This is a genomic window from Streptomyces sp. NPDC002490 (assembly GCF_040296045.1).
GTDB lineage: Bacteria > Actinomycetota > Actinomycetes > Streptomycetales > Streptomycetaceae > Streptomyces.
Genome location: NZ_JBEOWM010000006.1, coordinates 117,515 through 142,420 on the forward strand (window position 1 = coordinate 117,515; position 24,906 = coordinate 142,420).

The 24,906-nt window shown below is 73.9% G+C and carries 24 protein-coding genes; 16 read left to right on the plus strand and 8 right to left on the minus strand.

Going from position 1 to position 24,906, the window contains the following annotated elements:
* Positions 1-193 precede the first annotated feature (193 nt).
* Together ABT092_RS05830 and ABT092_RS05835 are read left to right on the plus strand one after the other, a co-directional pair.
* A complete protein-coding gene (locus tag ABT092_RS05830; RefSeq protein WP_351240193.1) occupies positions 194-1,954 on the plus strand; it encodes an acetyl/propionyl/methylcrotonyl-CoA carboxylase subunit alpha in 1,761 nt (586 codons plus the stop codon).
* Positions 1,955-2,194: 240 nt separating this feature from the next.
* Positions 2,195-2,740, plus strand: a complete 546-nt coding sequence (locus ABT092_RS05835; protein ID WP_351240329.1) for a TetR/AcrR family transcriptional regulator — start codon at positions 2,195-2,197, stop codon at positions 2,738-2,740.
* Between the two features lie 35 nt (positions 2,741-2,775).
* Here ABT092_RS05835 and ABT092_RS05840 read toward each other — a convergent pair whose 3' ends face one another.
* Together ABT092_RS05840 and ABT092_RS05845 are read right to left on the minus strand one after the other, a co-directional pair.
* Positions 2,776-3,726 carry a DeoR/GlpR family DNA-binding transcription regulator gene (locus ABT092_RS05840; RefSeq protein WP_351240195.1) on the minus strand — a complete coding sequence of 317 codons (951 nt, stop codon included), beginning with the start codon at positions 3,724-3,726 and terminating at the stop codon, positions 2,776-2,778.
* 163 nt (positions 3,727-3,889) lie between these two features.
* Complete coding sequence (locus ABT092_RS05845; protein WP_351240197.1) at positions 3,890-5,338, minus strand: NAD(P)H-quinone dehydrogenase; 1,449 nt, start codon at positions 5,336-5,338, stop codon at positions 3,890-3,892.
* Between the two features lie 118 nt (positions 5,339-5,456).
* Here ABT092_RS05845 and ABT092_RS05850 point away from each other — a divergent pair, with 118 nt between their 5' ends.
* From ABT092_RS05850 to ABT092_RS05875, 6 genes are all read left to right on the plus strand, one after another.
* Positions 5,457-5,894, plus strand: coding sequence for a gamma-glutamylcyclotransferase family protein (locus ABT092_RS05850; RefSeq protein WP_351240199.1), 438 nt, complete (start codon positions 5,457-5,459; stop codon positions 5,892-5,894).
* 257 nt (positions 5,895-6,151) lie between these two features.
* Complete coding sequence (locus tag ABT092_RS05855; RefSeq protein WP_351240201.1) at positions 6,152-6,976, plus strand: purine-nucleoside phosphorylase; 825 nt, start codon at positions 6,152-6,154, stop codon at positions 6,974-6,976.
* 46 nt (positions 6,977-7,022) lie between these two features.
* Entirely contained in the window at positions 7,023-8,687 is a 1,665-nt protein-coding gene (locus tag ABT092_RS05860; RefSeq protein ID WP_351240203.1) for a phospho-sugar mutase, read from the plus strand.
* A gap of 149 nt (positions 8,688-8,836) precedes the next feature.
* On the plus strand, positions 8,837-9,271 hold the full coding sequence (locus ABT092_RS05865; protein WP_351240205.1) for a hypothetical protein: 435 nt from the start codon (positions 8,837-8,839) through the stop codon (positions 9,269-9,271).
* A gap of 79 nt (positions 9,272-9,350) precedes the next feature.
* A complete protein-coding gene (locus tag ABT092_RS05870; RefSeq protein ID WP_351240207.1) occupies positions 9,351-10,001 on the plus strand; it encodes a PH domain-containing protein in 651 nt (216 codons plus the stop codon).
* Between the two features lie 166 nt (positions 10,002-10,167).
* Positions 10,168-10,866, plus strand: coding sequence for a beta-glucanase (locus ABT092_RS05875; RefSeq protein WP_451363217.1), 699 nt, complete (start codon positions 10,168-10,170; stop codon positions 10,864-10,866).
* A 55-nt stretch (positions 10,867-10,921) separates the two neighbouring features.
* Here ABT092_RS05875 and ABT092_RS05880 read toward each other — a convergent pair whose 3' ends face one another.
* Both ABT092_RS05880 and abc-f read right to left on the minus strand, forming a co-directional pair.
* Positions 10,922-11,872: an aminoglycoside phosphotransferase/kinase family protein gene (locus ABT092_RS05880; RefSeq protein WP_351240209.1), complete on the minus strand. Its 951-nt coding sequence runs from the start codon at positions 11,870-11,872 to the stop codon at positions 10,922-10,924.
* Positions 11,873-11,921: 49 nt separating this feature from the next.
* Positions 11,922-13,571, minus strand: coding sequence for a ribosomal protection-like ABC-F family protein (gene abc-f / locus ABT092_RS05885; protein WP_351240211.1), 1,650 nt, complete (start codon positions 13,569-13,571; stop codon positions 11,922-11,924).
* Between the two features lie 275 nt (positions 13,572-13,846).
* Here abc-f and deoC point away from each other — a divergent pair, with 275 nt between their 5' ends.
* The 3 genes from deoC to ABT092_RS05900 are packed head-to-tail and all read left to right on the plus strand — an operon-like array spanning position 13,847 to position 17,188.
* On the plus strand, positions 13,847-14,860 hold the full coding sequence (deoC, locus tag ABT092_RS05890; protein ID WP_351240333.1) for a deoxyribose-phosphate aldolase: 1,014 nt from the start codon (positions 13,847-13,849) through the stop codon (positions 14,858-14,860).
* Positions 14,861-14,865: 5 nt separating this feature from the next.
* A complete protein-coding gene (locus ABT092_RS05895; protein ID WP_351240213.1) occupies positions 14,866-16,302 on the plus strand; it encodes an aldehyde dehydrogenase family protein in 1,437 nt (478 codons plus the stop codon).
* Complete coding sequence (locus ABT092_RS05900) at positions 16,295-17,188, plus strand: aldehyde dehydrogenase family protein (RefSeq protein WP_351240215.1); 894 nt, start codon at positions 16,295-16,297, stop codon at positions 17,186-17,188. Before ABT092_RS05895 ends, ABT092_RS05900 begins: the two co-directional genes overlap by 8 nt.
* 57 nt (positions 17,189-17,245) lie before the next feature.
* On the opposite strand, the gene ABT092_RS05905 is transcribed toward ABT092_RS05900, so the two are convergent.
* Positions 17,246-17,845 carry a DUF4291 domain-containing protein gene (locus tag ABT092_RS05905; protein WP_351240217.1) on the minus strand — a complete coding sequence of 200 codons (600 nt, stop codon included), beginning with the start codon at positions 17,843-17,845 and terminating at the stop codon, positions 17,246-17,248.
* Between the two features lie 199 nt (positions 17,846-18,044).
* Between ABT092_RS05905 and ABT092_RS05910 the strand changes: the two genes are divergently transcribed.
* Both ABT092_RS05910 and ABT092_RS05915 read left to right on the plus strand, forming a co-directional pair.
* On the plus strand, positions 18,045-18,374 hold the full coding sequence (locus tag ABT092_RS05910) for a trypco2 family protein (RefSeq protein WP_351240219.1): 330 nt from the start codon (positions 18,045-18,047) through the stop codon (positions 18,372-18,374).
* Positions 18,375-18,426: 52 nt separating this feature from the next.
* Positions 18,427-21,855 (plus strand): tetratricopeptide repeat protein, encoded by a 3,429-nt coding sequence (locus ABT092_RS05915; RefSeq protein ID WP_351240221.1) that lies wholly within the window; start codon positions 18,427-18,429, stop codon positions 21,853-21,855.
* 15 nt (positions 21,856-21,870) lie between these two features.
* On the opposite strand, the gene ABT092_RS05920 is transcribed toward ABT092_RS05915, so the two are convergent.
* Positions 21,871-22,311, minus strand: a complete 441-nt coding sequence (locus tag ABT092_RS05920; RefSeq protein WP_351240223.1) for a hypothetical protein — start codon at positions 22,309-22,311, stop codon at positions 21,871-21,873.
* A gap of 126 nt (positions 22,312-22,437) precedes the next feature.
* Here ABT092_RS05920 and ABT092_RS05925 point away from each other — a divergent pair, with 126 nt between their 5' ends.
* The 3 genes from ABT092_RS05925 (at position 22,438) to ABT092_RS05935 (ending at position 23,716) form a co-directional block, all read left to right on the plus strand.
* Positions 22,438-23,079 (plus strand): uridine kinase family protein, encoded by a 642-nt coding sequence (locus tag ABT092_RS05925; RefSeq protein ID WP_351240225.1) that lies wholly within the window; start codon positions 22,438-22,440, stop codon positions 23,077-23,079.
* A gap of 108 nt (positions 23,080-23,187) precedes the next feature.
* Positions 23,188-23,412 (plus strand): hypothetical protein, encoded by a 225-nt coding sequence (locus tag ABT092_RS05930; protein WP_351240227.1) that lies wholly within the window; start codon positions 23,188-23,190, stop codon positions 23,410-23,412.
* Positions 23,378-23,716: a hypothetical protein gene (locus ABT092_RS05935; RefSeq protein ID WP_351240229.1), complete on the plus strand. Its 339-nt coding sequence runs from the start codon at positions 23,378-23,380 to the stop codon at positions 23,714-23,716. Before ABT092_RS05930 ends, ABT092_RS05935 begins: the two co-directional genes overlap by 35 nt.
* A gap of 79 nt (positions 23,717-23,795) precedes the next feature.
* Here the strand turns inward: ABT092_RS05935 and ABT092_RS05940 are convergent, their stop codons facing one another.
* Both ABT092_RS05940 and ABT092_RS05945 read right to left on the minus strand, forming a co-directional pair.
* A complete protein-coding gene (locus ABT092_RS05940) occupies positions 23,796-24,002 on the minus strand; it encodes a DUF397 domain-containing protein (RefSeq protein WP_351240231.1) in 207 nt (68 codons plus the stop codon).
* A complete protein-coding gene (locus tag ABT092_RS05945; protein WP_351240233.1) occupies positions 23,992-24,825 on the minus strand; it encodes a helix-turn-helix domain-containing protein in 834 nt (277 codons plus the stop codon). Before ABT092_RS05945 ends, ABT092_RS05940 begins: the two co-directional genes overlap by 11 nt.
* Positions 24,826-24,906 lie beyond the last annotated feature (81 nt).

Here is a 24,906-nt window from a genome sequence, read left to right on the forward strand (position 1 = left end):
GGGGAAGCTCACCATGGTGAACGGGTCGTGGGGCCGTGTCGGCTGTCCCTAAACTCGGCGTGTTCCGGGAAGAGATGCGAAGTGATCGGCGCGGTGACCCGTGACCGTTCCGGGGCCGTGGGTGCCGGGCGGGGGTGCCGGACCGGGTGGGCCGGGACCCGGCCGCCGGCGAAGACTGCAAGGAGGAGCGATCGTGCGGAAGGTGCTCATCGCCAATCGGGGCGAGATCGCGGTTCGGGTGGCCCGGGCGTGCCGGGACGCGGGGATCGCGAGTGTCGCGGTCTACGCGGAGCCCGACCGCGACGCGGTGCACGTACGGGTGGCGGACGAGGCGTTCGCCCTCGGCGGGGACACCCCGGCCACCAGTTACCTGGACATCGCGAAGGTGCTGAAGGCCGCCGCGGACTCGGGCGCCGACGCGGTGCACCCGGGGTACGGGTTCCTGTCGGAGAACGCGGAGTTCGCGCAGGCGGTGATCGACGCGGGGCTGACCTGGATCGGTCCGCCGCCGCAGGCGATCCGGGACCTGGGCGACAAGGTCGCGGCCCGGCACATCGCGCAGCGTGCGGGCGCCCCGCTGGTCGCCGGCACGCCCGACCCGGTGTCGGGCGCGGCGGAGGTCGTGGCGTTCGCGCAGGAGCACGGGCTCCCCATCGCCATCAAGGCCGCCTTCGGCGGCGGCGGGCGCGGGCTGAAGGTCGCCCGGACCCTGGACGAGGTGCCGGAGCTGTACGACTCGGCGGTGCGCGAGGCGGTGGCCGCGTTCGGTCGCGGCGAGTGCTTCGTGGAGCGCTACCTGGACAAGCCGCGGCACGTGGAGACCCAGTGCCTGGCCGACCGGCACGGCAACGTCGTCGTGGTGTCCACCCGTGACTGCTCCCTCCAGCGCCGCCACCAGAAGCTGGTGGAGGAGGCCCCGGCGCCGTTCCTCTCCGACGAGCAGAACGCCCAGCTCTACGCGGCGTCGAAGGCGATCCTCAAGGAAGCCGGGTACGTGGGTGCGGGCACCGTGGAGTTCCTGGTCGGCACGGACGGCACCATCTCGTTCCTGGAGGTGAACACCCGTCTCCAGGTGGAGCACCCGGTGACCGAGGAGGTCACCGGCATCGACCTGGTGCGGGAGATGTTCCGCATCGCGGACGGCGAGGAGCTCGGCTACGACGACCCGCCAGTGCGGGGCCACTCCTTCGAGTTCCGGATCAACGGCGAGGACCCGGGCCGGGGCTTCCTGCCCGCCCCCGGCACCGTCACCCTGTTCGCCCCGCCGACCGGCCCGGGCGTGCGCCTGGACGCCGGGGTGGAGAGCGGCAGCGTGATCGGTCCGGCGTGGGACTCGCTGCTGGCCAAGCTGATCGTCACCGGCGCGACCCGGGAGCAGGCCTTGCAGCGGGCGGCGCGGGCGCTGGAGGAGTTCCGGGTGGAGGGGATGGCCACGGCGATCCCGTTCCACCGCAAGGTCGTCGCCGACGAGGCGTTCACCGCGAGCCCGTTCCGGATCTACACCCGGTGGATCGAGTCCGAGTTCGTCAACGACATCCCCGCGTTCACCCCGACCGGCGCCGAGGCGGACGCCGAGGAGTCGGAGTCCGGCCGGGAGACCGTGGTGGTCGAGGTCGGCGGCAAGCGGCTGGAGGTGTCCCTGCCGGTGTCGCTGGGCATGTCGCTGGCCCGCACCGGGCTCGCCGCCGGCGCCAAGCCGAAGCGGCGCGCGGTGAAGAAGTCGGGGCCGGCCGCCTCCGGCGACGCCCTGGCCTCGCCCATGCAGGGCACCATCGTGAAGGTCGCCGTCGAGGAGGGCCAGGAGGTCAAGGAGGGCGACCTGGTCGTCGTCCTCGAAGCGATGAAGATGGAGCAGCCCCTCAACGCCCACCGCTCGGGCACCGTGAAGGGCCTCACCGCCGAGGTGGGCGCCGCCCTCACCTCCGGCGCCGTCATCTGCGAGATCAAGGACTGACGCCGAGCCGGTGACGATCGACGTGGCGGGCCGCCCCCGGTCGGGGGCGGCCCGCCACGTCGTCGTGCGCTCCCGCGCCCCCTCCGCGACCACCCCGGCCGAAGTGGCATGCTGGAGGGCCGCGGGGAGGCAGGAGGAACGGCGATGAGCGGTGGGAACGGAGACCCGGACGGCACGGTGGACCCGGCGGCGACGGCGAGCGGCCCGGTCGCCCTGGCCGGGCGGCCCGAGCCGCGCGCCATGCGCTCGGACGCCCGTCGCAACTACGAGCGGCTGCTGGGCGCGGCCCGCACCGCCTTCGCCGAGCACGGCACGGGGGCCTCGCTGGAGGACGTGGCGCGCCGGGCCGGGGTCGGCATCGGCACCCTGTACCGCCACTTCCCCAACCGGCACGCCCTGATGAGCGCGGTGTTCGAGGACGCCCGGGACGACCTGCTGGCCCGTTCCCGAGCCCTGTCGGACGATCCGCAGCCCTGCACGGCGCTGGTCGCCTGGCTCCGCGCGATCATCACCCACGCCGGGGAGTACCGGGGGCTGTCCCGCGCCCTGATGACCGCCTGCAACGACGACAGCTCGGCCCTGGCCCGGTGCAGCACCCCGATGCGGGAGGCGGGCGCGGACCTGCTGGCGCGCGCCCAGCAGGCCGGCGCGGTCCGTGCGGACGTGTCGGTGTCCGACCTGATGCAGCTGACCAACGCGATCGCGCTGGCCGCCGAGGAGACCCCCGACGACCCGCACCTCGCGGACCGGTTGTTGAACCTGACCCTGCACGGCATCCGGGCCTGACGGACCGTCCGCCGCGGTCCGGATGCCGCACGGGGTCAGCGGCGCCGCAGGTCGGCGACGCGCCCGGGGGCGCCCCGCTCGCCCGGTGCGCCCTCGCCGAGCCCCGCGGCGCTGCGCAGCTGCGGGCCCCGGCGGGGCCCCGGCAGGGCCACGTCCCGGCGGGGCTGGCGGCCCGGCGGGGCCGGGTCGGCGGCGCCCTGTCCCTGGCCGCCCGCCACGCTGATCTGTACCCCGCGGTCGGCGAGCGCCTGGAGTTCGGTGACGGCCCGGTCGGCGTGCGCGGGGGGATCGTCGGTCACCAGCCGGGTGACCACCTCGGTGGGCACCGTCTGGAACATGGTGTCGGCGCCGAGCTTGGTGTGGTCGGCGAGGACCACCACCTCCGCGGCGGCCTGCACCAGGGCCCGGTCGACGCTGGCCGACAGCATGTTGGAGGTGGACAGGCCCCGTTCGGCGGTCAGCCCGTTCCCGGACAGGAAGGCCCGGGAGACCCGCAGCCCCTGGAGCGACTGCTCGGCGCCGCTGCCGACCAGGGCGTAGTTGGAACCGCGCAGGGTGCCCCCGGTCATGACCACTTCGACCCGGTTGGCGTGCGCGAGCGCCTGGGCCACCAGCAGCGAGTTGGTCACCACCGTCAGGCCCGGGACGCGGGCGAGCCGGCGGGCGAGCTCCTGGGTGGTGGTCCCGGCGCCCACCACGATGGCCTCGCCCTCCTCGACGAGACCGGCCGCGAGATCGGCGATCGCCGTCTTCTCCGCGGTCGCGAGGTGGGACTTCTGAGGGAAGCCGGACTCCCGGGTGAACCCGCCCGGGAGGACCGCACCTCCGTGGCGACGGTCGAGGAGTCCTTCTGCCTCCAGTGCCCGTACGTCCCGCCGGACGGTCACTTCGGAGGTCTGGACGACACGGGCGAGCTCACGGAGCGACACGGCTCCGTTGGCGCGCACCATTTCGAGAATCAACTGACGACGTTCTGCAGCGAACACGAAACTGACAGTAACCCCAACGACCATCTCCTTTCAGCGGTTTGCACTGAAGAGCGGAAGTTGTTCGCAGCGAACGACACTCGGTGGTATAGCGCCCCCGGCGCACGGGGCGCACTCCACCGACCACCCCGGACCCGGGTCGCCCCCGGGTCCGGTCCGGGCGTCAGCCCTCGCCCTCGGACTTGCGGGTGTGAAGCTGACGCGCGACCTCGGCGAGCGAACCCGACAGCGAGGGGTACACGGTGAACGCGTTGGCGATCTGCTCCACCGTCAGGTTGTTGTCCACGGCGAGCGAGATCGGGTGGATCAGCTCCGAGGCGCGCGGCGAGACCACGACACCGCCGACGACGATCCCGGTGCCCGGGCGGCAGAAGATCTTCACGAAGCCGTCCCGGATGCCCTGCATCTTGGCGCGGGCGTTGCGCAGCAGCGGCAGCTTCACCACCCGGGCGTCGATCTTGCCCGCGTCCACGTCGGCCTGGGTGAAGCCGACGGTGGCGATCTCCGGGTCGGTGAAGACGTTGGAGGAGACGGTCTTCAGGTTCAACGGGTTCACCGCGTCGCCCAGGAAGTGGTACATCGCGATGCGCCCCTGCATGGCCGCGACGGAGGCCAGCGCGAAGACGCCGGTCACGTCGCCGGCCGCGTAGACGCCGGGCGCCGAGGTGCGGGACACCCGGTCCGTCCAGATGTGCCCGGAGTCCTTGACCCGGACGCCCGCCTCCTCCAGGCCCATCCCGCTGGAGTTGGGGATCGCGCCGACCGCCATCAGGCAGTGCGTGCCGCTGATGACCCGGCCGTCCGACAGGGTGACCTCGACCCGGTCGCCGACCCGCTTGGCGGACTCGGCGCGGGAGCGGGCCATCACGTTCATGCCGCGCCGGCGGAACACGTCCTCCAGGACGGCCGCGGCGTCGGGGTCCTCGCCGGGCAGCACCCGGTCCCGGCTGGAGACCAGGGTGACCCGGGAGCCGAGCGCCTGGTAGGCGCCGGCGAACTCGGCGCCGGTGACGCCGGAACCGACCACGATCAACTCCGCGGGCAGCTCGGCGAGGTCGTAGACCTGCGTCCAGTTGAGGATGCGCTCGCCGTCCGGCTGGGCGTCGGGCAGCTCCCGGGGGTGCCCGCCGGTCGCGATCAGCACGGCGTCCGCGATCAGCCGCTCCTCGGTGCCGTCGGCGGCGGTCACCACGACGGTCCGGCTGCCGTCCAGCGCCTGCTGGCCCTCCAGCCGGCCCCGGCCGCGCAGCACCCGGGCGCCGGCCCGGGTGACGGAGGCGGTGATGTCGTGCGACTGCGCGAGCGCCAGCCGCTTCACCCGTCGGTTGACCTTGCCGAGGTCCACGCCGACCACGCGCGCCGGCGAGTCCACGTGGGGGGTGTCGTCGGCGACGATGATCCCCAGTTCCTCGTACGACGAGTCGAAGGTGGTCATCACCTCGGCGGTCGCGATCAACGTCTTCGACGGCACGCAGTCGGTCAGCACCGACGCCCCGCCCAGACCGTCGCAGTCCACGACGGTCACCTCCGCGCCGAGCTGCGCGGCGACCAGCGCCGCTTCATAGCCGCCGGGTCCACCACCGATGATCACGATCCGAGTCACGTACCCCATTGTCCCGCACGCTTCAAAACATGCGCCCCCCGGGGCCCGTTTTTCCCACCCTCCCTCTTCAGAGGGGCCCCTCCGATACGGGAGGGACAGCGGGCGCACCTGCCGTACCCTCGACCTCATGTCGCTCTACGCCGCGTACGCCGGCAATCTCGACGCGCGGCTCATGACGCGCCGCGCACCGCACTCGCCGCTGCGCGCCACCGGATGGCTCAACGGCTGGCGGCTGACCTTCGGGGGCGAGCACATGGGATGGGAGGGCGCCCTCGCGACCATCGTCGAGGCCCCCCGCTCCCAGGTCTTCGTCGCCCTGTACGACATCGCCCCCATGGACGAGGACTCCATGGACCGGTGGGAGGGCGTCGGGCTCGACATCTACCGCCGGATGCGGGTGCGGGTGCACACCCTGGACGCGGAGGAACCCGCCTGGGTGTACGTGCTCAACGGGTACGAGGGCGGGCTCCCGTCCGCCCGCTACCTCGGCGAGCTCGCGGACGCCGCGGAGTCGGCGGGGGCGCCCCACGACTACGTGATGGAGCTCCGCAAGCGACCCTGCTGACGACGGGTCCCCGCACGGTTCCCGGCACCCCCGACCGAGGGGGCACCGGGCCGCCCCGTCCCCGCGGGACGGCGGGCGTCGCCCGCGCCCCCGAGGTCTCGGGGCGCACCGGCCGGCTCCGACCCTGTGGGTGCGTGGGGGCGCTCCTCCCCCGGCAGGACGCCGGGCGCCGCGGGCCAGCAACAACAAGGCAACGATCGGGATGGGGCGGGACATAGGTCTACGCGCGTAGGCGAATCCGGGCTACGCTCAGCGGCGTGAACGCATCTCTTCTTCCGGACGACATCCAGGGCGACCCGTACTCCGCTGCGGAGACCGCTGCCGCCCGCCTGCGCAAGCTGACCGGTTCGGACACCCACGACGTGGCCCTCGTCATGGGTTCCGGCTGGGCCCCGGCGGTCGACGCCCTGGGCGAGCCCGAGCACGAGTTCCCGGTGACGGACCTCCCCGGCTTCCCGCCGCCCGCGGTCGCGGGCCACGGCGGACGGGTCCGCTCGTACCGGATCGGCGAGAAGCGCGCCCTGGTGTTCCTGGGCCGGACGCACTACTACGAGGGCCGCGGCGTCGCCCCCGTCGCGCACGCGGTCCGCACCGCGGCCGCCGCGGGGTGCCGGACGATCGTGCTGACCAACGGGTGCGGCGGTCTGCGCGAGGGCATGCGTCCCGGTCAGCCGGTGCTGATCAGCGACCACATCAACCTCACGGCCACCTCCCCGATCGTCGGGGCGAACTTCGTGGACCTCACGGACCTCTACTCGCCGCGGCTGCGCGCCCTGTGCAAGGAGATCGACCCCACCCTGGAGGAGGGCGTCTACCTCCAGGTCACCGGTCCGCACTACGAGACGCCCGCCGAGATCCGGATGGCCCGCACCATCGGCGCCGACCTGGTCGGCATGTCCACCGTGCTGGAGGCGATCGCCGCCCGCGAGGCGGGCGCCGAGGTGCTCGGGATCTCGCTGGTGACCAACCTCGCCGCCGGGATGACCGGCGAGCCCCTCAACCACGAGGAGGTGCTCCAGGCCGGCCGGGACTCCGCCGCACGGATGGGCGCCCTGCTCACCCGGGTGCTGGGCCGCATCTGACAGCGTGGGCACCGCCCACCCGGACACACCCCCGAGAGGCAGAACCGTGCAGGACGCCGAGCTGATCACCCGTGCCCGTACCTGGCTGGCCGAGGACCCGGACCCGCAGACCCGGGCGGAGCTGACCGACCTGCTGGCCCGGCTGGAGGGGCCCGGGGCCGCGGAGGCGGGCGCCGAGTTGGCCGACCGCTTCGCCGGCACCCTCCAGTTCGGCACCGCGGGGCTCCGCGGCGAGCTGGGGGCGGGCCCGATGCGGATGAACCGGGCCGTGGTGATCCGGGCCGCCGCGGGCCTGGCCGCGTACCTGAAGGACGAGGGCCACCCGGACGGTCTGGTGGTCATCGGCTACGACGCCCGCCACAAGTCCGCGGACTTCGCGCGCGACACCGCCGCGGTGCTGGTCGGCGCCGGGCTGCGGGCCGCGGTGCTGCCCCGCCCGCTGCCCACCCCGGTGCTGGCGTACGCGATCCGGCACCTCGGGGCGGTCGCCGGCGTCGAGGTGACGGCGAGCCACAACCCGCCCCGGGACAACGGCTACAAGGTCTACCTGGGCGACGGCTCCCAGATCGTGCCGCCGGCGGACACCGGCATCGCCGAACGGATCGCGGCGGTGGGCCCGCTCGCCGGAGTGCCGCGCCCGGAGGAGGGCTGGACGACCCTGGGCGACGAGGTCGTGGCGGCGTACCTGGCCCGGACCGACGCGGTGCTCGCCCCCGACTCGGCGCGCACCGCCCGGACCGTCTACACGGCGATGCACGGGGTGGGCAAGGACGTGGCGCTGGCCGCGTTCGCCCGGGCCGGCTTCCCCGCCCCGGTGCTGGTGGTCGAACAGGCCGAGCCGGACGCGGAGTTCCCCACCGTCGCGTTCCCCAACCCGGAGGAACCCGGCGCGATGGACCTGGCCTTCCGGACGGCCCGGGCCGTCCGGCCGGACCTGGTGATCGCCAACGACCCGGACGCGGACCGCTGCGCGGTGGCCGTGCCCGAGGACCCCTCGGGCGAGCGCTGGCGCATGCTGCGCGGCGACGAGGTGGGCGCCCTGCTCGCCGCGCACCTGGTGCGCCGGGGCGTGCGCGGGGTGTTCGCCGAGTCGATCGTCTCGTCCTCGCTGCTGGGGCGGATCGCCGCCGCGGCGGGCCTCGGCCACGAGGAGACGCTGACCGGCTTCAAGTGGATCGCCCGGGTGGACGGCCTGCGGTACGGCTACGAGGAGGCGCTCGGCTACTGCGTCGACCCGGAGGGCGTGCGGGACAAGGACGGCATCACCGCGGCGCTGCTGATCACCGAGTTGGCCTCGGAGCTGAAGGAGCGCGGCCGGACCCTGCTCGACCTGCTGGACGACCTCGCGGTGGAGCACGGGGTGCACGCCACCGACCAGCTCTCCGTCCGGGTGGCCGACCTGACGGTGATCGCGGACGCGATGCGCACCCTGCGCGCCGAGCCGCCGACGGCCTTGGCGGGCCGGGCGGTGGTCCGGGCCGAGGACCTGGCCCACGGCACCGGGGCGCTGCCCCCGACCGACGGACTGCGCTACGCCCTGGACGGCGCCCGGGTGATCGTGCGCCCCAGCGGCACCGAGCCGAAGCTGAAGTGCTACCTGGAGGCCGTGGTGCCGGTGGCCTCCGCCGCGGACCTGCCGCGGGCCCGCGCCGAGGCGGGCGCGCTGCTGGCGGAGCTCAAGCGCGACCTGGCGCGGGCGGCCGGGATCTGAACCCGTTCCCGTGGGCGGTCCCGCCGCCCACGGGAACGTACGACGGGGCGGAGCACGCATCCGCAGGTCAGCGCGGAGCTTGCCGGCCCGAGCCGGAGGAGGCTCGGCGGTTCAGGAACTCCTCGCGGGGCCCAGGCGTCATCGGGAGCATGCGGGAGCACGAGCAGAACGGGCAGAAGGACCACTACTCCTACGACGGTGCCGGGGCCGAGGTCGAGGACCCTCCGGACGACCCGTCCGGCGCCGTCGCCGGATGTCTGGTGGCGGTGGTGGCGGGCGCGGTCGGGCTGGCCGTGTGGCTGCACGGTGCGGGACCCGGGATCCATGGCGCCTTCGAGGGCGAGCGGGACCTCAGCCTGGTGTACGGGGAGCTGCCGCTGATGCTGTTCGGGGTGCCGGCGCTCACCCTCACCGTCTGGTGGCTGGCCCGGGCGGCCCTGGACCGCCGGGCGGAGCCCTGGCCCGCGGCGGCCTCCCTCGCCGCCGCCCTGACGGCGGCGCTGGCCGCGCTCTCCGTGCTGGCCTGGGGGTGCCTGCTCTGGCTGGAGGCCCGGGTGGAGCCCTTCGTCCACACCGGCTGGTGACCCGTGCGGACGGCGCCCTGCGCCGGACGGCCCCGGGTGCCGAGGCCCGGTTCCGGCCAGGTGGGGCAGAATCGTTCGTATGACGAGTCCCGATCGCCCCACTCCCGCGTCGTCCGCCGCGGGGAACCAGGAGGAGCCGCCCTACAAGGACCGGGTCTTCCGTTCCTCCGCCGGCATCGCGAGCGGTGTGCTGCTGCTCGTGCTGGGGGGCTGGCTCGGGGTGGACGCCGTGGTGCGCGGGGCGGGCACCGCCCCCTGGCTGGCGCTCGCGGCCCTGTTGTTCCTGGCTCCGCTGGTGGTGGCGTACACGCTGCGGCCCGCGGTCTTCGTGAACGAGGACCGGCTGCGCATCCGCAATCCGTTCCGGACGATCATCCTGCCCTGGGCGAGCGTCGGGAACCTGCGGGCGGGCTACTCCAACGAGGTCTTCGACGACGCCGGGGTGAAGTACCAGCTCTGGGCGGTGCCGGTGTCGCTGCGGGCCCGCAAGAAGGCGGCCCGGCAGCAGAGCCGGGCGGCGATGGACGATCCCTCGGGCCGTACCAGCCTCACCGCCTCGCAGGTCCGTTCGCCCTCCGACCAGGTGGTGGAGGACCTGAGGGAGCTGGCGGAGCGGCGCGGGGGCGCCGCGTCCGCGCAGGGGCGCCCGGTGGTGCGCTGGGCCTACGAGGTGATGGCCTCCTCGGCGGCGGGCGCCGTGCTGTTGGCGGTCCTGCTCGCGGTGAGCTGATCCCCCGCACCCCGTCCACCACTCCGTTCACCGTATCGTCACTCCATGTGATGAATTGCAGGCGAAACGTCACCGCACTGCGCATGGGTGACCGGAGCTCGGGCAGAACCTCCCGGAAGCACCCGTTCCGGAGAGGAGTGACGTGCTCATCGACGCCTTCGCCCGGCTGTACGGCCGACTGCGACCGCCCCCCACCGCCCGCGCGCCCCGGACGACCGGCACCCCGGTCTTCACCGCCGACTTCACCTCCACCGCCCAATGGGTGGCGGGCCGCACCTGGGCGTATCCCGGGGGCGGCCCGATCAATCCGGGCGACGACAAGCTGGACCACCTGGTGGCGGACCCCTCGTACGCCCGCGCCGGCACCTTCCGGGCGACGCGCCGCCACGACGGCCTGTGGAACGCGGGCCTGCTGACCACCGAGGGCAGTGCGGAGGGGTTCGCGCTCCGGACCGGGGACGTCCTGACGGCCCGGGTGCGACTGCCGGTCGGGGCGGGTGCCTGGCCGGCCATCTGGACCTGGCGGGACGGGGACCAGGAAATCGACGTCTTCGAGTACCACCCCGACAACCCGGACCTGCTGGAGTTGTCCAACCGGGTGCGCGGGGGGCACCACTACCACCGCGCCCCCTCGATCGGACCGGGCCGCTGGATCGACCTGACGGTGGAGTTCGGCCCCCGGTCGGTGGTGTGGTGGGTGAACGGGGAGCGCGCCCACGCCGACCGGCGCGGGGTGGGGTGGCGCTGGCGCGCGTACCTCATCGTCAACCTCTCGGTGTGCGCCGGGCACTACCACCCGGCTCCGGAGGAGCACGTCTCCGAGCTCTCCTACGAGGTGGCCGGGGTGCACGTGTACCGCCGCTGACGCCACGGTCCGCCCCCAAGCGAGCGGCCCGGGGCGGACGGCGTCGACGCCGGGGTCAGTCCTCCGCGCCGGCGGCAAAGGGCGTCGTCCGCCAGTGCTCGACCGCGGGCCGGAGGTACTCCAGCAGTTCGGGGAGCTGCGGGACCAGGGTGAGGGTGGCGATGACCCGCAGCATGCCCACGGCGTTGACGAAGTCGAGGACCTCCCGGTCGAGCGGCCTGGTGCCGTTGCGGCGCGCGCCGCGGTCGTAGGCGGCTTCGTGCTCGGGTCCGAGGGCGGCCAGGTCCCATTCGACGGGCCCCAGGGTGACCAGTTCGAAGTCGGCGTGGAGGTCTCCGTCCACCGCCATGAAGACGTTCGCGGGCGGGGAGTCGCCGTGGACGGGTTGGAGGTCGATGCCGGGGAACCGGGCCTCGAAGGCGCTGCGCGAGCGGACGAGGGGCTCCAGGAGGTGCCACTCATGGCGGGCGCGGTCCAGGTCGGCCGCGCCGATCAGGTCAGGATGCCGGTCGAGCAGGGCGAGGCCGTCCGCGATGGACCGCGGGTCGGCCGCGGACAGGAACTCCAGGCGGCCGGGGTAGGCGCGCAGTGCCGCGTGCAGGTCCGCGGTGCTCTCGGCGTTCGCGACGTAGTCGGGTTCCTCGTCCCGGGCCTCCTCGACGAACGGCCAGAAGGTCATCGAGAACCCGTCGCGCTGCACGGGTGCGCACGGCACCAGCGGGCTGGGCGCGATCACGGGGACGTTCCGGTCGGCCAGCCACCGGGTGACGTCCAGTTCGTTCTGCTGGCGGCGGGTGAGGGCGGCGAGGTCGTCCGGGCGGGGCAGGACGGTGGGGACCCGGGCCACGACCGGCGAGGGGGCCAGGTGGACGACGACCGAGAAGAGGTCGTGGAGCACCGCGGGCCCGGTGACGGTCAGGCCGAGCCCGCGCCCCGCCGCGACGGCCGCCTCGACGGCGGCGGCGGTGCGGTCGGCGCGCTGGTGCGGGGTCAGGAAGGTGGTCATGGTGTGTCCTCCGGGTGCAGTGGGTCGACGGTGGGGCGGTGCCGGGCGCTCAGTGCCGACGGCCGGCGCGCAGTGCCAGCCGTTCGGCGGGGAAGCGCTCCCGGAAGGCGCGGTCGTGCGAGACCGCGACCACAGCTCCGGGGTACGTCGCGAGCGCCGTGAGGAGGTCCTCGACCAGGTCGAGGGCGATGTGGTTGGTCGGCTCGTCGAGGACGAGGAGGTCGGCGGGTCGGGTCATCAGGGTCGCGATCTGCAACCGCCGCTGCTGTCCCGCGGAGAGGGCGGCGACCGGGACGTGCAGGTCCTGTTCGCGGAAGAGGCCGAGGGACAGGAGTTGCTCGGCGTGCTCGTCCGGCGGGCCGTCCCGTCCGGCGGCGAACGCGGCGAGCAGCGGGAGCCGGCTGGTGCGCGCGGGCAGTTCCTGGGCGAGGTAGCCGGTCCGGGCGGGGCGGCGCACGGTGCCCGCGTCCGGTTCCAGGTCGCCCGCCAGGACGCGGAGCAGCGTGGTCTTGCCCGCGCCGTTCTCGCCGGTGACCAGGAGGCGTCCCCGGGGCTCGATCGACAGGAGCCCGTCCAGGTGCAGCCGGTCCCCGACCCGTACGTCGCCGAGCTCGGCGAGCGCACCGTGGGCGGGGCCGCCGTTCGCGGACGGCAGCGCCGTGGTGAACCGGAGCGGTTCCGGCGGCCGGGCCACCGGCTCGCGCCGCAGCCGGTCCAGGCGCTCCCGCGCCGAGCGCACCCGTCCGCCGAGCTTCGCCTCGCTGGAGCGGCGGTGCTTGCCGAAGCCCTGCTTCGGGTCACGGCCGGTGGTGGCCAGCCGTCGGCCGGCGGCCTCCAGCAGTTCCTCCGTCCGGGCCACGTCCTCGACCCAGTCCGCGTGCCGCTGCTCCGCGCCGCGCCGGGCGGCGGCCTTCGCGGCGCGGTAGCCGGCCCAGCCGTCGCCGTACCGGCGCACGGTGCGCTCGTCCCGGTCGACCTCCAGGATCGCGGTGGCGATGCGCTCCAGGAAGCCGCGGTCGTGGGTGACCGCGAGGACGGTGCCGCGGTGTGCGCGCAGGTGTTCCTCCAGCCAGCGCACGGCCGCCGCGTCGAGGTGGTTCGTCGGTTCGTCCAGGAGCAGCAGTTCGGGGGCGGCGGCCAGGCAGCAGGCGAGCGCGAGGCGCGACTGCTCCCCGCCGGAGAGCGAGCCGAGCCGGCGCTCCCGGGGGATCCGCCCCAGTCCGAGCCCGTGCAGGGCGGCGTCCACCCGGGCGTCCGCCCGGTATCCGTCGCGTTCTTCGTAGGCGGTCAGCAGTTCGCCGTAGGCGGCGAGTTCCTCCTCCGCTGCGTCGGCGAGGGTCTCCTCCGCCGCGCGGAGCCCGCGCTCCAGGTCGCGCAGCTCGCTCAGGGCGAGGTCGACGGCGTCCTGCACGGTGCGGTTCGGGTCGAGGTCGAGGGTCTGGGCGAGGTGGCCGGTTCCGCCGGGGAAGCGGACGGTGACCTCCCCGGCGTCCGGTGCCTCGGCGCCGGCGAGCAGCCGCAGCAGGGTGGACTTGCCGGAGCCGTTCTCGCCGATGACGGCGGCCTTCTCGCCCGGGCGCACGGTGAAGGAGACCTGGTCGAGGACGGTCCGGGTGCCGTACGACTTGGTGAGGGAGGTGACGGAGAGCTGTGCCGCCGCAGCGAGGGCGGGCAGGACGGTGCGGGCGCGTTCGCGCATGGGGCTTTCCCTGGGCGTGCGAAAGGTCGACGGGCAGCAGAAACGGCGGCGGGGGCCGTGCCCGGACTCAGACGAAGAAGAGGAAAGCCATGGCCCCACCGTAACAAGACGGCTCGTCCCGTTCCACGCGATTTCGGAGCCCGGGGCCCGCGGTCGGGCGGGCCCCGCCGGTCCGGGGGAGCATCCTTTCCGGCCCGCCCGAAGTGTCCCGATCCCACCCCTTACACCTCACCCTGTACAGCTACTACGCGCGTAGATATGCTCAGCTCGTGACCATGCCCACGATTCCGCCCCCAGAGCCGACGGCCACCGGTCCCCTCGGCCCGGCCGGGCCCGCCGCACGCACCCCGGACGACCACCCGCTCGCGCACGTCACCGCGTCGGAAACGGCCCTGCGCGGTTTCCTGCACGGTCTGCCGGGCGTGGACGCGGTGGGCCTCGAAGCCCGCGCCGCCTCCCTCGGCACCCGTTCGATCAAGACCACGGCGAAGGCGTACGCCATCGACCTGGCGATCTCGATGATCGACCTCACCACGTTGGAGGGCGCCGACACCCCGGGCAAGGTCCGGGCCCTCGGCGCGAAGGCGGCGCACCCCGATCCCACCGCGCCGAACGCCCCGCGGGTCGCGGCGGTCTGCGTGTACCCGGACAGGGTGGAGACCGCCAGGGCGGCGGTCGCCGGCACCGGGATCAAGGTCGCCTCGGTGGCCACCGCCTTCCCCGCGGGCCGCGCCGCACTGGCGGTGAAGCTCGCCGATGTGCGGGACGCGGTCGCGGCGGGGGCGGACGAGATCGACATGGTCATCGACCGGGGCGCCTTCCTCGCCGGCCGCTACCTCACGGTGTACGAGGAGATCCGCGCCGTGAAGGAGGCGTGCGGCAGCGCCCGGCTGAAGGTCATCTTCGAGACCGGCGAACTGTCCACCTACGACAACATCCGCCGCGCCTCCTGGCTCGGCATGCTCGCCGGCGCCGACTTCATCAAGACCTCGACCGGCAAGGTCGCCGTCAACGCCACCCCCGCGAACACCCTGTTGATGCTGGAGGCGGTCCGCGACTTCCGGGCCCGCACCGGCGTGCAGGTCGGCGTGAAGCCCGCCGGCGGCATCCGCACCACCAAGGACGCGATCAAGTTCCTGGTGCTGGTGAACGAGACGGTCGGCCCGGACTGGCTGACCAACGAATGGTTCAGGTTCGGCGCCTCGTCCCTGCTCAACGACCTGCTGATGCAGCGCCAGAAACTGGCGACCGGCCGCTACTCCGGCCCCGACTACGTGACGGTGGACTGATCACCATGACCGACCTCTTCGCGTACGCACCCGCGCCCGAGTCGCGCGCGGTCGTCGACCTCGCGCCCTCCTACGGCCTCTTCATCGACGGCGAGTTCACCGACGCCGCGGACGGCCGGACCTTCACCACCGCCTCGCCGTCCACCGAGGAGGTGCTCTCCGAGGTCGCCCGGGCGGGCACCGCCGACGTGGAACGCGCCGTACAGGCCGCCCGCAAGGCGTTCGGCACCTGGTCGGCGCTGCCGGGCGCGGAACGCGCCAAGTACCTGTTCCGGATCGCCCGGCTGATCCAGGAGCGCAGCCGGGAACTGGCCGTGCTGGAGACCCTCGACAACGGCAAGCCGATCCGGGAGACCCGGGACGTCGACCTGCCGTTGGTCGCCGCGCACTTCTTCTACTACGCCGGCTGGGCGGACAAGTTGGGTCATGCCGGCTACGGCCCCGACCCGAAGCCGCTGGGCGTCGCCGGCCAGGTCATCCCGTGGAACTTCCCGCTGCTGATGCTGGCGTGGAAGATCGCCCCAGCGCTCGCCACCGGCAACACCGTGGTGCTGAAGCCCGCCGAGACCACCCCGCTCTCCGCGCTGTTCTTCGCCGATATCTGCCGTCAGGCAGGGCTGCCCAGGGGCGTGGTCAACGTCCTGCCCGGTTACGGGGACGCCGGCGCCGCGCTGGTGGCGCACCCGGACGTGAACAAGGTCGCGTTCACCGGCTCCACCGCGGTCGGCAAGGAGATCGCCCGCACGGTCGCCGGCACCGACAAGAAGCTGACCCTGGAGCTCGGCGGCAAGGGCGCCAACATCGTCTTCGACGACGCCCCCGTCGACCAGGCCGTCGAGGGCATCGTGAACGGCATCTTCTTCAACCAGGGCCAGGTGTGCTGCGCCGGCTCGCGGCTGCTGGTGCAGGAGTCCGTGCACGACGAGGTGGTGGACGCGCTGAAGCGGCGGCTGACCACCCTGCGGCTCGGCGACCCGCTGGACAAGAACACCGACATCGGCGCCATCAACTCCGCCGAACAGCTCGCCCGGATCACCGCGTTGACCGAGCGCGGCGAGGCGGAGGGCGCCGAGCGCTGGACCGCCCCCTGCGAACTGCCCGCCGCCGGCCACTGGTTCGCACCGACCGTGTTCACCGGCGTCACCCAGGCGCACGCGGTGGCCCGGGAGGAGATCTTCGGCCCGGTCCTGTCGGTGCTGACCTTCCGCACCCCGGACGAGGCCGTGGCCAAGGCCAACAACACCCCCTACGGACTCTCCGCGGGCATCTGGACCGAGAAGGGTTCCCGCATCCTCGCCGTGGCCAACAAGCTGCGGGCCGGGGTCATCTGGTCCAACACGTTCAACAAGTTCGACCCCACCTCGCCGTTCGGCGGGTACAAGGAGTCGGGCCACGGCCGCGAGGGCGGCCGGCACGGTCTGGAGGCGTACCTCGATGTCTGACAACGGCCGACTCGGCGTCTTCAAGACCTACAAGCTGTTCGTGGGGGGCACGTTCCCCCGGAGCGAGAGCGGGCGGGTGTACGAGGTGACCGACTCCAAGGAGAGCACCTGGCTGGCCAACGCCCCGCTGGCGTCCCGCAAGGACGCCCGGGACGCGGTGGTCGCCGCCCGCAAGGCGTTCGGCCGCTGGTCGGGGGCGACCGCCTACAACCGCGGCCAGGTCCTCTACCGCGTGGCGGAGATGTTGGAGGGCCGCCGGGAGCAGTTCGTCCGGGAGGTCGCCGACGCGGAGGGCCTGTCGAAGTCGAAGGCCGCCGCCCGGGTCGACGCGGCCGTGGACCGTTGGGTCTGGTACGCCGGCTGGACCGACAAGATCGCGCAGGTCGCGGGCGGCGGCAACCCCGTGGCGGGCCCGTTCTTCAACCTGTCCTCCCCCGAGCCGACCGGAGTGGTCGCCGTCCTCGCCCCGCAGGAGTCCTCGCTGCTGGGACTGGTGTCGGTGCTCGCCCCGGTGCTCGCCGGCGGCAACACGGCGGTGGTCGTCACCAGCGAGCGCGCCCCGCTGCCCGCGCTCTCCCTCGGCGAGGTGCTGGCCACCTCCGACGTCCCGGGCGGCACGGTGAACCTGCTCTCCGGGCGGACGGCGGAGCTCGCCGCCCCGCTCGCCGCGCACGCCGACGTCAACGCGATCGACCTGACCGGCGCCGACCCCGAACTGGCCACCACCCTGGAGGCCGCCGCGGCCGACAACCTCAAGCGGGTGCTGCGCCCCCGCACCGAGGACTGGTCCGCCGACCCGGGCACCCGCCGGCTGACCGCCTTCCTGGAGACCAAGACCGTGTGGCACCCCACCGGTTCGCTGGGCGCCTCCGGCTCCGCGTACTGAGTCCCGCGCGCCCGCGGCCCCGGCCCCCTCCGCGGGGAGCACGGGGCCGCGGTGCGTTCAGCCCCCCGAGGGACGCAGGCGGTCCAACAGCCCCTCCGGCACCGGGTAGGGCCGCTCCACCGGCAACAGCCGCCGGGCGGCGTCGAGGTCCCCGTCCCGCACCGCCGCGTGCACCTCGCGGGCGAGCGGGGTGACCTCGGCGACGGAGACGATCCACTCGTCCGCGTAGCGGTGCGCGGCCTCCCCGGCGAGCCCGAGTTGCAGCGAGCGGTACGGCAACGGCCGCAGCTGCGGATCGCGTTCGGGGTCCCACTGCACCCGGGTCGGGGCCCGCCGCAACTGCCGCTGCCAGTCCTCGCGGTCGGCGTGCACCCCGGCCGCGTAGTGCGACAGGCACGCCCGGGCGAGCGCCCACTCGAAGCCCTCGCGGCTGATCTCGACCGCCAGGACGGTCTGCTGGCCCTCCTTGGCGCCCCAGCCGCAGCGGTACATCATCCACAGGAACGACGGCTTGATCCAGGTCATCCGGCCCCGTCGCCACAGCGCGGGGAAGCGGCCGTCCCGCGCGGTCGGCAACCCGATCTCGGGCGGGTACGCCTGGTAGACGGTGACGGTGGTCTCGGTGTGCAGGGCGCGAATCTCGAACTGGGGTTCCACTAGTACAGGCTGGCCGCGGGACGCCCCGGACGCCAGCGAATTACGTGCCGGGCCCACCACCGGCACGAGCAACGGCGGCGAAGAGCGGCACCGAGGGGCCTTCGGGACGGAAGCTCCGGCGGGGCGGAACCGTGCACCGGTTCCGCTGCGTCCACCCGCGTGTGACGGTTCGTCAGGATCGATGACGGAGGTGGGGCCGGTGGACGTTCCTCTGGCGGACGCGGTGGCGGCGGTGCGGGACGAGTTGCTGGCGGCCGCGGCCCGGGCCGGAACCGAACCGGAGCTGGTGTTCACGGTGGGGCCCGTGGCGATGGAGTTCGAGGTCGAGGTGCGCGCCGACGCGCGGGCGAAGTCAGGCTTCTCCCTGTGGGCGGTCGGCGCCGAGGCCGAGGCGGGCGGCTCCCGGACCCGCACCCACCGGGTGTCCTTCACCCTCACCCCCCAGCGCCCCGACGGCACCGACGTCCGGGTGGGCTCCACCCGCTCCCGTCCCGCCGGCCCCGGGGACGCCTCCCGGCGCATCGGATGACACCGCGCCCGGCCACGGGCGGCGGTCAGGACGGGGCCGGAGGAGGCCGAAGGTGGAACAGGTCCGTCTCGCCGCGGTGACCGGGCCGGGCGGACCCGGCTCGGGCCACGCGGTGGGCGGCGGGCTGGTGCTGGCCTCCGCGCACGTCACCGGACCGGTCGGGGGCCGGGTGGAGGTGTTCGCCCCGGGCGGCACGGGCGCGGCGCACGGCACCGTCGTGTACGCCGGCCCCCCGGGCGGCCGGGACGACGCCGCACTGGTCCTGGTGGACGACTCGCCGCACTGGCGACCGCCCGGCGCACCGGTGCGCTGGGGCCGCCTGGTCACCGACCGGCCGGGCGCCCGGTGCGAGACCCGGGGCGTCCCGGACGAGGCCCAACGGCCCCACCTCGCGGTGGAGGCCGTGCAGTTGACGGGCCGGGTGAACCCGGGCAGCGGGTTCGTGAACGACCAGTACGTGATGGACCTGGACCAGCATCCGCCGCGGTGGGACGCCGCGGACGGCGCTTCGCCCTGGGGCGGGCTGTCGGGAGCGGCCGTGTTCTGCGGCCGGCTGCTGACCGGTGTGGTGGCCGCCGACCGCGCGCACTCCGGCCACGGCCGGCTGAACCTGGTGCCCGCCTACGTCCTCCACCACGATCCCGCCTTCCGGGCGGCCCTCGCCGAGCACGGCGGAGCGCCTGCGGGCGGACCGGAGGCGGTGGAGTTCCAGGACCTCGCCGACCCCGCGCACGACCCGGCCGCCCGCCGCGGGGCGGCCACCCCCGCGGCACTGCTGGACCCGGGGCGGCAGGTGGTTCCCTTCCACGGGCGGGAGGCCCTCCTCACGGAGCTGACCGCCTGGTGCGGGCTCGGCGGCTTCGGCGCCTGGCTGCTGCACGGGCCCGGTGGACAGGGCAAGACGCGCCTCGCCCACCACCTCGCCGGCCGGCTCGCCGCCGAGGGCTGGACGGCGTTGTGGCCCCGCGCCCGGGCCACCGCGGACGCTCTGCACGGGGTGCGGCACGCCGCCCGTCCGCTGCTGGTCGTCCTCGACTACGCCGAGGTCCGTACCGACCAGCTCGCGGCCCTGGTCGAGGCCGCGGCCGAGCACCCCGGCACCAGCCCGTTGAAGCTCCTGCTGCTGGCCCGCACGGACGGCGACTGGTGGCGGGAGGCGGCCGGCGCGGACCGGGTCGCCGAGGACCACCTGGCCACCGCGCGCGTCCACCGCCTCGCCCCGTTGGAGGACGACCCCGACCGACGGCCCGACCACTACCGCGAGGTCGTCCGCGCGCTCACCGCGGCCCTCCCCCTGGTCGACGGCATGACCGACCCCGTCACGACCCTCCCGGCCCCGTCGCGGTGCCTGGGCCAGGACGCGTACGCCAACGCCCTCACCCTGCACATGACCGCGCTCGCCGACCTCCTGGACACCGCACGCCCCGGGCCCGAGGGGGACGCGGCGCCGGGCGGCGCCGACGCGGTGGAGGACCGGCTCCTGGGCCACGAACGCCGGTACTGGCGGCAGAACGCCGCCGCCCGGGGCCTCACGCCCGCCCTGAGCGCCACCACCCTGGAGTCCGCGCTGGCCGCCGCCCATCTCAGCGGCGCCGGCGACCGCGAGGCCGCCGACCGGCTCTGGTCACGCCTGCCGGCCCTCGCCGACCAGCCCCGCGACCGCCGCGACCGGGTCACCGCCTGGCTCGCCGCCCTGTACCCCACCACCAGCGGACCGGGCGCGCCGCCCTGGGGCAGCCTCCAGCCCGACCGGCTGGCCGAACGCCACGCCGGCCACGTCCTCACCGCCGACCCCGCCCTCGCCGACCACCTCCTGGACGGCGCCGACGACGCCCAGGCGGCCCAACTCCTCACCGTCTACAGCCGCGCCGCCGCCCACCCCGGCCTCCCCCGTCTCGACGGCCACCTCACCGACCTGTGCGTCCGCCACCACCGGACACGGGCCGCCCAGATCGTCGCCACCGCCACCCGCAGCAACCACCCCGCTCCCCTCGTCGCCGCCCTGGGCGCCCTCGGCGAGGACCCGGCCCTCCCCCTGGACGAACTCGCCGCGCTGTCCAGGAGACTGCCCCCCAGCAGCCAACGGCTGGCCGTCACCGCCGCCCGGCTCGCCCGCACCGTCTGCGCACGGCAACGCGCCCTGGCCGAGCAGGACCCGGACGCCCACCTGCCCGACCTCGCCCGTGCCCTGAACAACCTCGCCATCCGACTGGGCGAGGTGGGACGGCGGGAGGAGGCCCTCACCGCCATCGAAGAGGCGGCCCACCACTACCGTGCCCTGGCCGAGCGGGACCCGGACTCCTACCTGCGCCATCGGGCCACCGCCCTGAACAACCTGGGCACCCGGCTGGGGAAGGTGGGCCGGCGGAAGGAGGCGGTGCCCGTCATCCGGGAGTCCATCGACATCCGCCGCGCCCTGGCCGAACGGGACCCGGACTCCTACCTGTCCGACCTGTCCGCCTCCCTCAACAACCTGTCCGTGGAGCTGGGGGAGCTGGGACGGCGGGAGGAGGCCCTCGGCCCGGTACAGGAGGCCGTCGACATCCGCCGCACCCTGGCCGAGCGGGACCCGGGCACCTACCTGCCGGACCTCGCGGTCTCCCTCAACAACCTCTCGGTGGAGCTGAGCGCGCTCGGTAGGCGGGGGGAGGCCCTGGCCGCCGTCCGGGAGGCCACCGACATCCGCCGCACCCTGGCCGAGGCGAACCCGGACGCGCACCTGGCCGACCTCGCCAAGTCGCTCAGCAACCTCTCCGTGGACCTGGGGCGGGTGGGACGGCCCCGGGAAGCCCTTCCGCACGTCGAGGAGGCGACCACCCACTACCGCACCCTCGCCGGAGGCAGTCCCGAGGCCCATCTGCCCGACCTGGCGATGGCCCTCAACAACCTCTCCGTCTGCCTGGGGGAGCTGGGGCGGCAGGAGGAGGCCCTCGCCCGCATCGAGGAGGCGACCACCCACTACCGCACCCTCGCCGAGGCTGACCCGGGCAGCTATCTGCCCGACCTGGCGATGGCCCTCAACAACCTCTCCGTGGACATGCGCCGCGCGGGACGACGGGACGAGGCCCTCGCCCACAGCGAGAGCGCGACCGACCACTACCGCGCCCTGGTCGAGGGCAACCCGGAAGCCCACCTGCCCGGTCTGGCGATGTCCCTGCTGAACCTCTCCGCCGGCCTGGGGGCGGTGAAACGGCACGGGGAGGCCCTGGCCGCCAGCGAGGAGGCCACCGGTCACTACCGCGCCCTGGCGGAGACCAGTCCGGGCGCCCACCTGCCCAACCTGGCCCAGTCCCTGCTCAACTTCTCCACGGACCTGGCGGTGGTGGGGCGCCGAGCGGAGGCCCTGGCCGTGATCGAGGAGGCCAACGAGCGCCACCGCGCCCTGGCGGAGGCCGAGCCCACCCTCTTCGGGCCCCGTCTCCAGCACTCCCTGGAGGTCACGGCCCTGCTCGAAGGGCTGGATGCTCCCGGGGGAGGGTAGACCCCGGCCCCGACCTCAACGCCCGGCCAACAGCCCCGTCGCCCGCCCGGTGAGCGGGCCCACCACGGGCAGTTCGCCCAGCGAGTCGCCGCGCGCCAGCGGGGCGGTGAGCACGGTGGTGGACAGCGGCTTGAAGTCGGCGACCTGGGTGCCGACCCCGTTGGCCAGCGGGTCCACCCCGGTGCCCGCGAGCGGGTTGAGCTGCATCGCGGTGAGCGGCCCGGTCACGTACCCGACGGTGTCGGTGAGGGCCCGCCCCGCGGCCTGCGCGTCCAACTGGCCGACCGTGGAGGGCTGGGCGCCCGCCTCGGGTGCGGGGGCGACCGGGGCCGCGGCGGCGGACGTCGCCCCCGCCCCGAAGGCCATGCCGACCGCGCCGAGGGCGAGTCCCGCGCGCAGCAGGGCGCGCGGGACGGGGGGAGCCTGACGGGGAGAGTGGTCCTGGTGATCTGCCATGGGTGCCGCCCGGGGATACGAGATGGGTAATCAAGGACTCACGAAGCGTAGTTGAGGGCGTGGTCGGGCCGCAAAGCCGACCCGCGGGGTCGGCAGGCGCCCGGGAATGCCGCACACTGGACTCTCGTGAGTTCCCTCCCCGACATATCGCCGTCACCCGCCCGTGTCGTCCTGATCACGGGCCCCTCCGGCTCCGGAAAGTCCTCGTTCGCCGCACGCAGCGGGCTGCCCGTGCTGTGTCTGGACGACTTCTACAAGGAACACGACGACCCCACCCTGCCGCTGGTGCCCGGTTCCCGTGACGTGGACTGGGACTCCCCGCTGTCCTGGGACGCCGACGCCGCGGTGCGGGCGATCACCGAACTCTGCACGGTCGGGTGCACCGACGTACCGGTGTACGACATCTCCACGAGCTCGCGCACCGGCACGAGCCGGATGGACCTCGACGGCGCGCCGCTCTTCCTCGCCGAGGGCATCTTCGCGGCGGACGTCGTCCGCCGCTGCCGGGACCTGGGCCTCCTCGCCGACGCCCTCTGCCTACGGGGCCGCCCCACCACGACGTTCCGCCGCCGACTGGCACGGGACCTGCGGGAGGCCCGCAAGCCGGTGCCGTTCCTGCTGCGGCGGGGCTGGCGACTGATGCGCACCGAACGGCGCATCGTGGCCCACCAGGTCGACCTGGGGGCGTACGCCTGCGGTCAGACGGAGGCCGCGGCCCGCGTGGCCGCCGCCTCGGACCACCAGGCCCCGGAGGGCTCGCGCGCCTGAAGCCCCGGCGGTCACCCCGGTGCCCCTCCGGGGGCGGGTTCGCTCGTTCGGGTGAGGCGTGTACCGGGTACCCCTCCGCTTCCACCCGGACAGCGGTAGGACGACCTGGTGGGAATCGGAGACCGGCACCAGAAGAAGGACGTCGAGGCGGCGTTGAAGCGGGCCGAGGCAGCTGGCCTCAAGGTGACGCACGACAAGAACCGCCACCGGTGGGGGTGGGTCGTGTGTTGTCCCTGCAACGAGAAGCACCGAGTGCACTGCACACCCCAGAGTCCGGGAAACGAGGCGAGGAAGATCGATGCCTTCACCAACCAGCACCGTGGCTGCGCGTGAGTGGGACTTCGTCCTGCACCTCCAAGCGCCACTGACTCCCGAGCAGTCCGACACCCTGGACGGACTCGACCGGTTCAACGACGGGCGCATCTGTCTCATCGAGGGCCCGGACTACGCCAAGTTCACCTGCACCTTCGCCGCCATGGCGCTGACGGATGCCATCGCCGAGGCCCTGAGCTTCTTCGAGGACCTTCCCGGCGTGCTGGTGCGCGGCGTGGAACTCGGTCCGGCGGAGCTGGAATTCAACGGCATGGCCACTCCGGCCGTGGTCCCCGCACCGCCCCCGCTCGCGGACGCCCCCTGAACCGGACGCCCCTGGTCGCCACCCGACCCGGCCGGGCGCTCCCCCACCTTCCCGCGGGGAACGCCCGGCTCGACGACGGTCAGACCGTGCCGAAGCCTTCGTCCCTGACACCTGCCACGAAGGACGCGAACACCGCTACGGGCCACGCCAGCACGGGACCGTCCACGACCTTCGAGTCCCGCATCGGCACCACGCCTTCGGAGACGGCCACGTTCGCCGCGACCTCGACGCACTCACCACCGTTGTTGCTGTAGGAGGACTTGAACCAACGCGGCTCACTCGTCATGGGTCATCCCCTTCATCACCTGCCGGATCATGGCCACGGACTCCGCCTGGGAGAGCGCCTCGGCCTGCAACTGATGGTAGGCCCTCACCTGGGGATGGACGGAGGTGCTCTCACGGTCGAAGTACCCCATTCCCTGCGACTCGGTGTAAGCGACGGCCGAGCGGTCGGGCAGGGTCAGCAGATACACCGGCAGATCAAGTGCACGCCGTTCACCGATCTCGTAGGGAGCGATCTGAAGCACGCTGTTGGGTGCCTCGGCGAACTCCACCAGCCGTTGGAGTTGGGCAGCCATGACCTTAGCCCCGCCGACCGGACGACGGATACAACTCTCGTCTAGTACCACGATCACCATGGGCGCGCGCGACCCCACCAAGCCTGCCTGCCGCTCCGCGAGCAACGCGAGCCGCTCGTCAGCCTCTTTCGGCGAAATGGTGCCTCGGTACACGTTCGAGTCGGCGAGCACCCGCGCGTACTCCGGCGTCTGCAACAACCCCGGGATGATCCCGACCGTGAACAGCCGAATCTCCGTCGCCCGGGACTCGTGCTGGACGTACTCGGGGAAGCCCCGCAGGAACATGCTCTGCTTCATCGCGTACCACTCGCGCTCGAAGACCTTCACGCCCAGGGCACGGTCCATGGCGCGGGCCAGGGCCAGGCTCGGGCCCTTGCGGCCGGTCTCCACGGCCGAGATGTGGCCGCCCGAGTACTCCGTCAGATCGCCCAGTTCCTCCTGTTTCAGGCCGCGGGCCTCCCGCAGCCGGCGCAACTCCGCGCCGAACGCCGCCTGGGGCGATTCCTCCGGGTTCAAGTCCTTGCGGTTCAACGGCCCATCACCGATCCTCCCTGCCTGACCACGGGTTGGGCGCATGACTCTAGGGCCAGGAGAGTGCGCACGGTGGGCGAA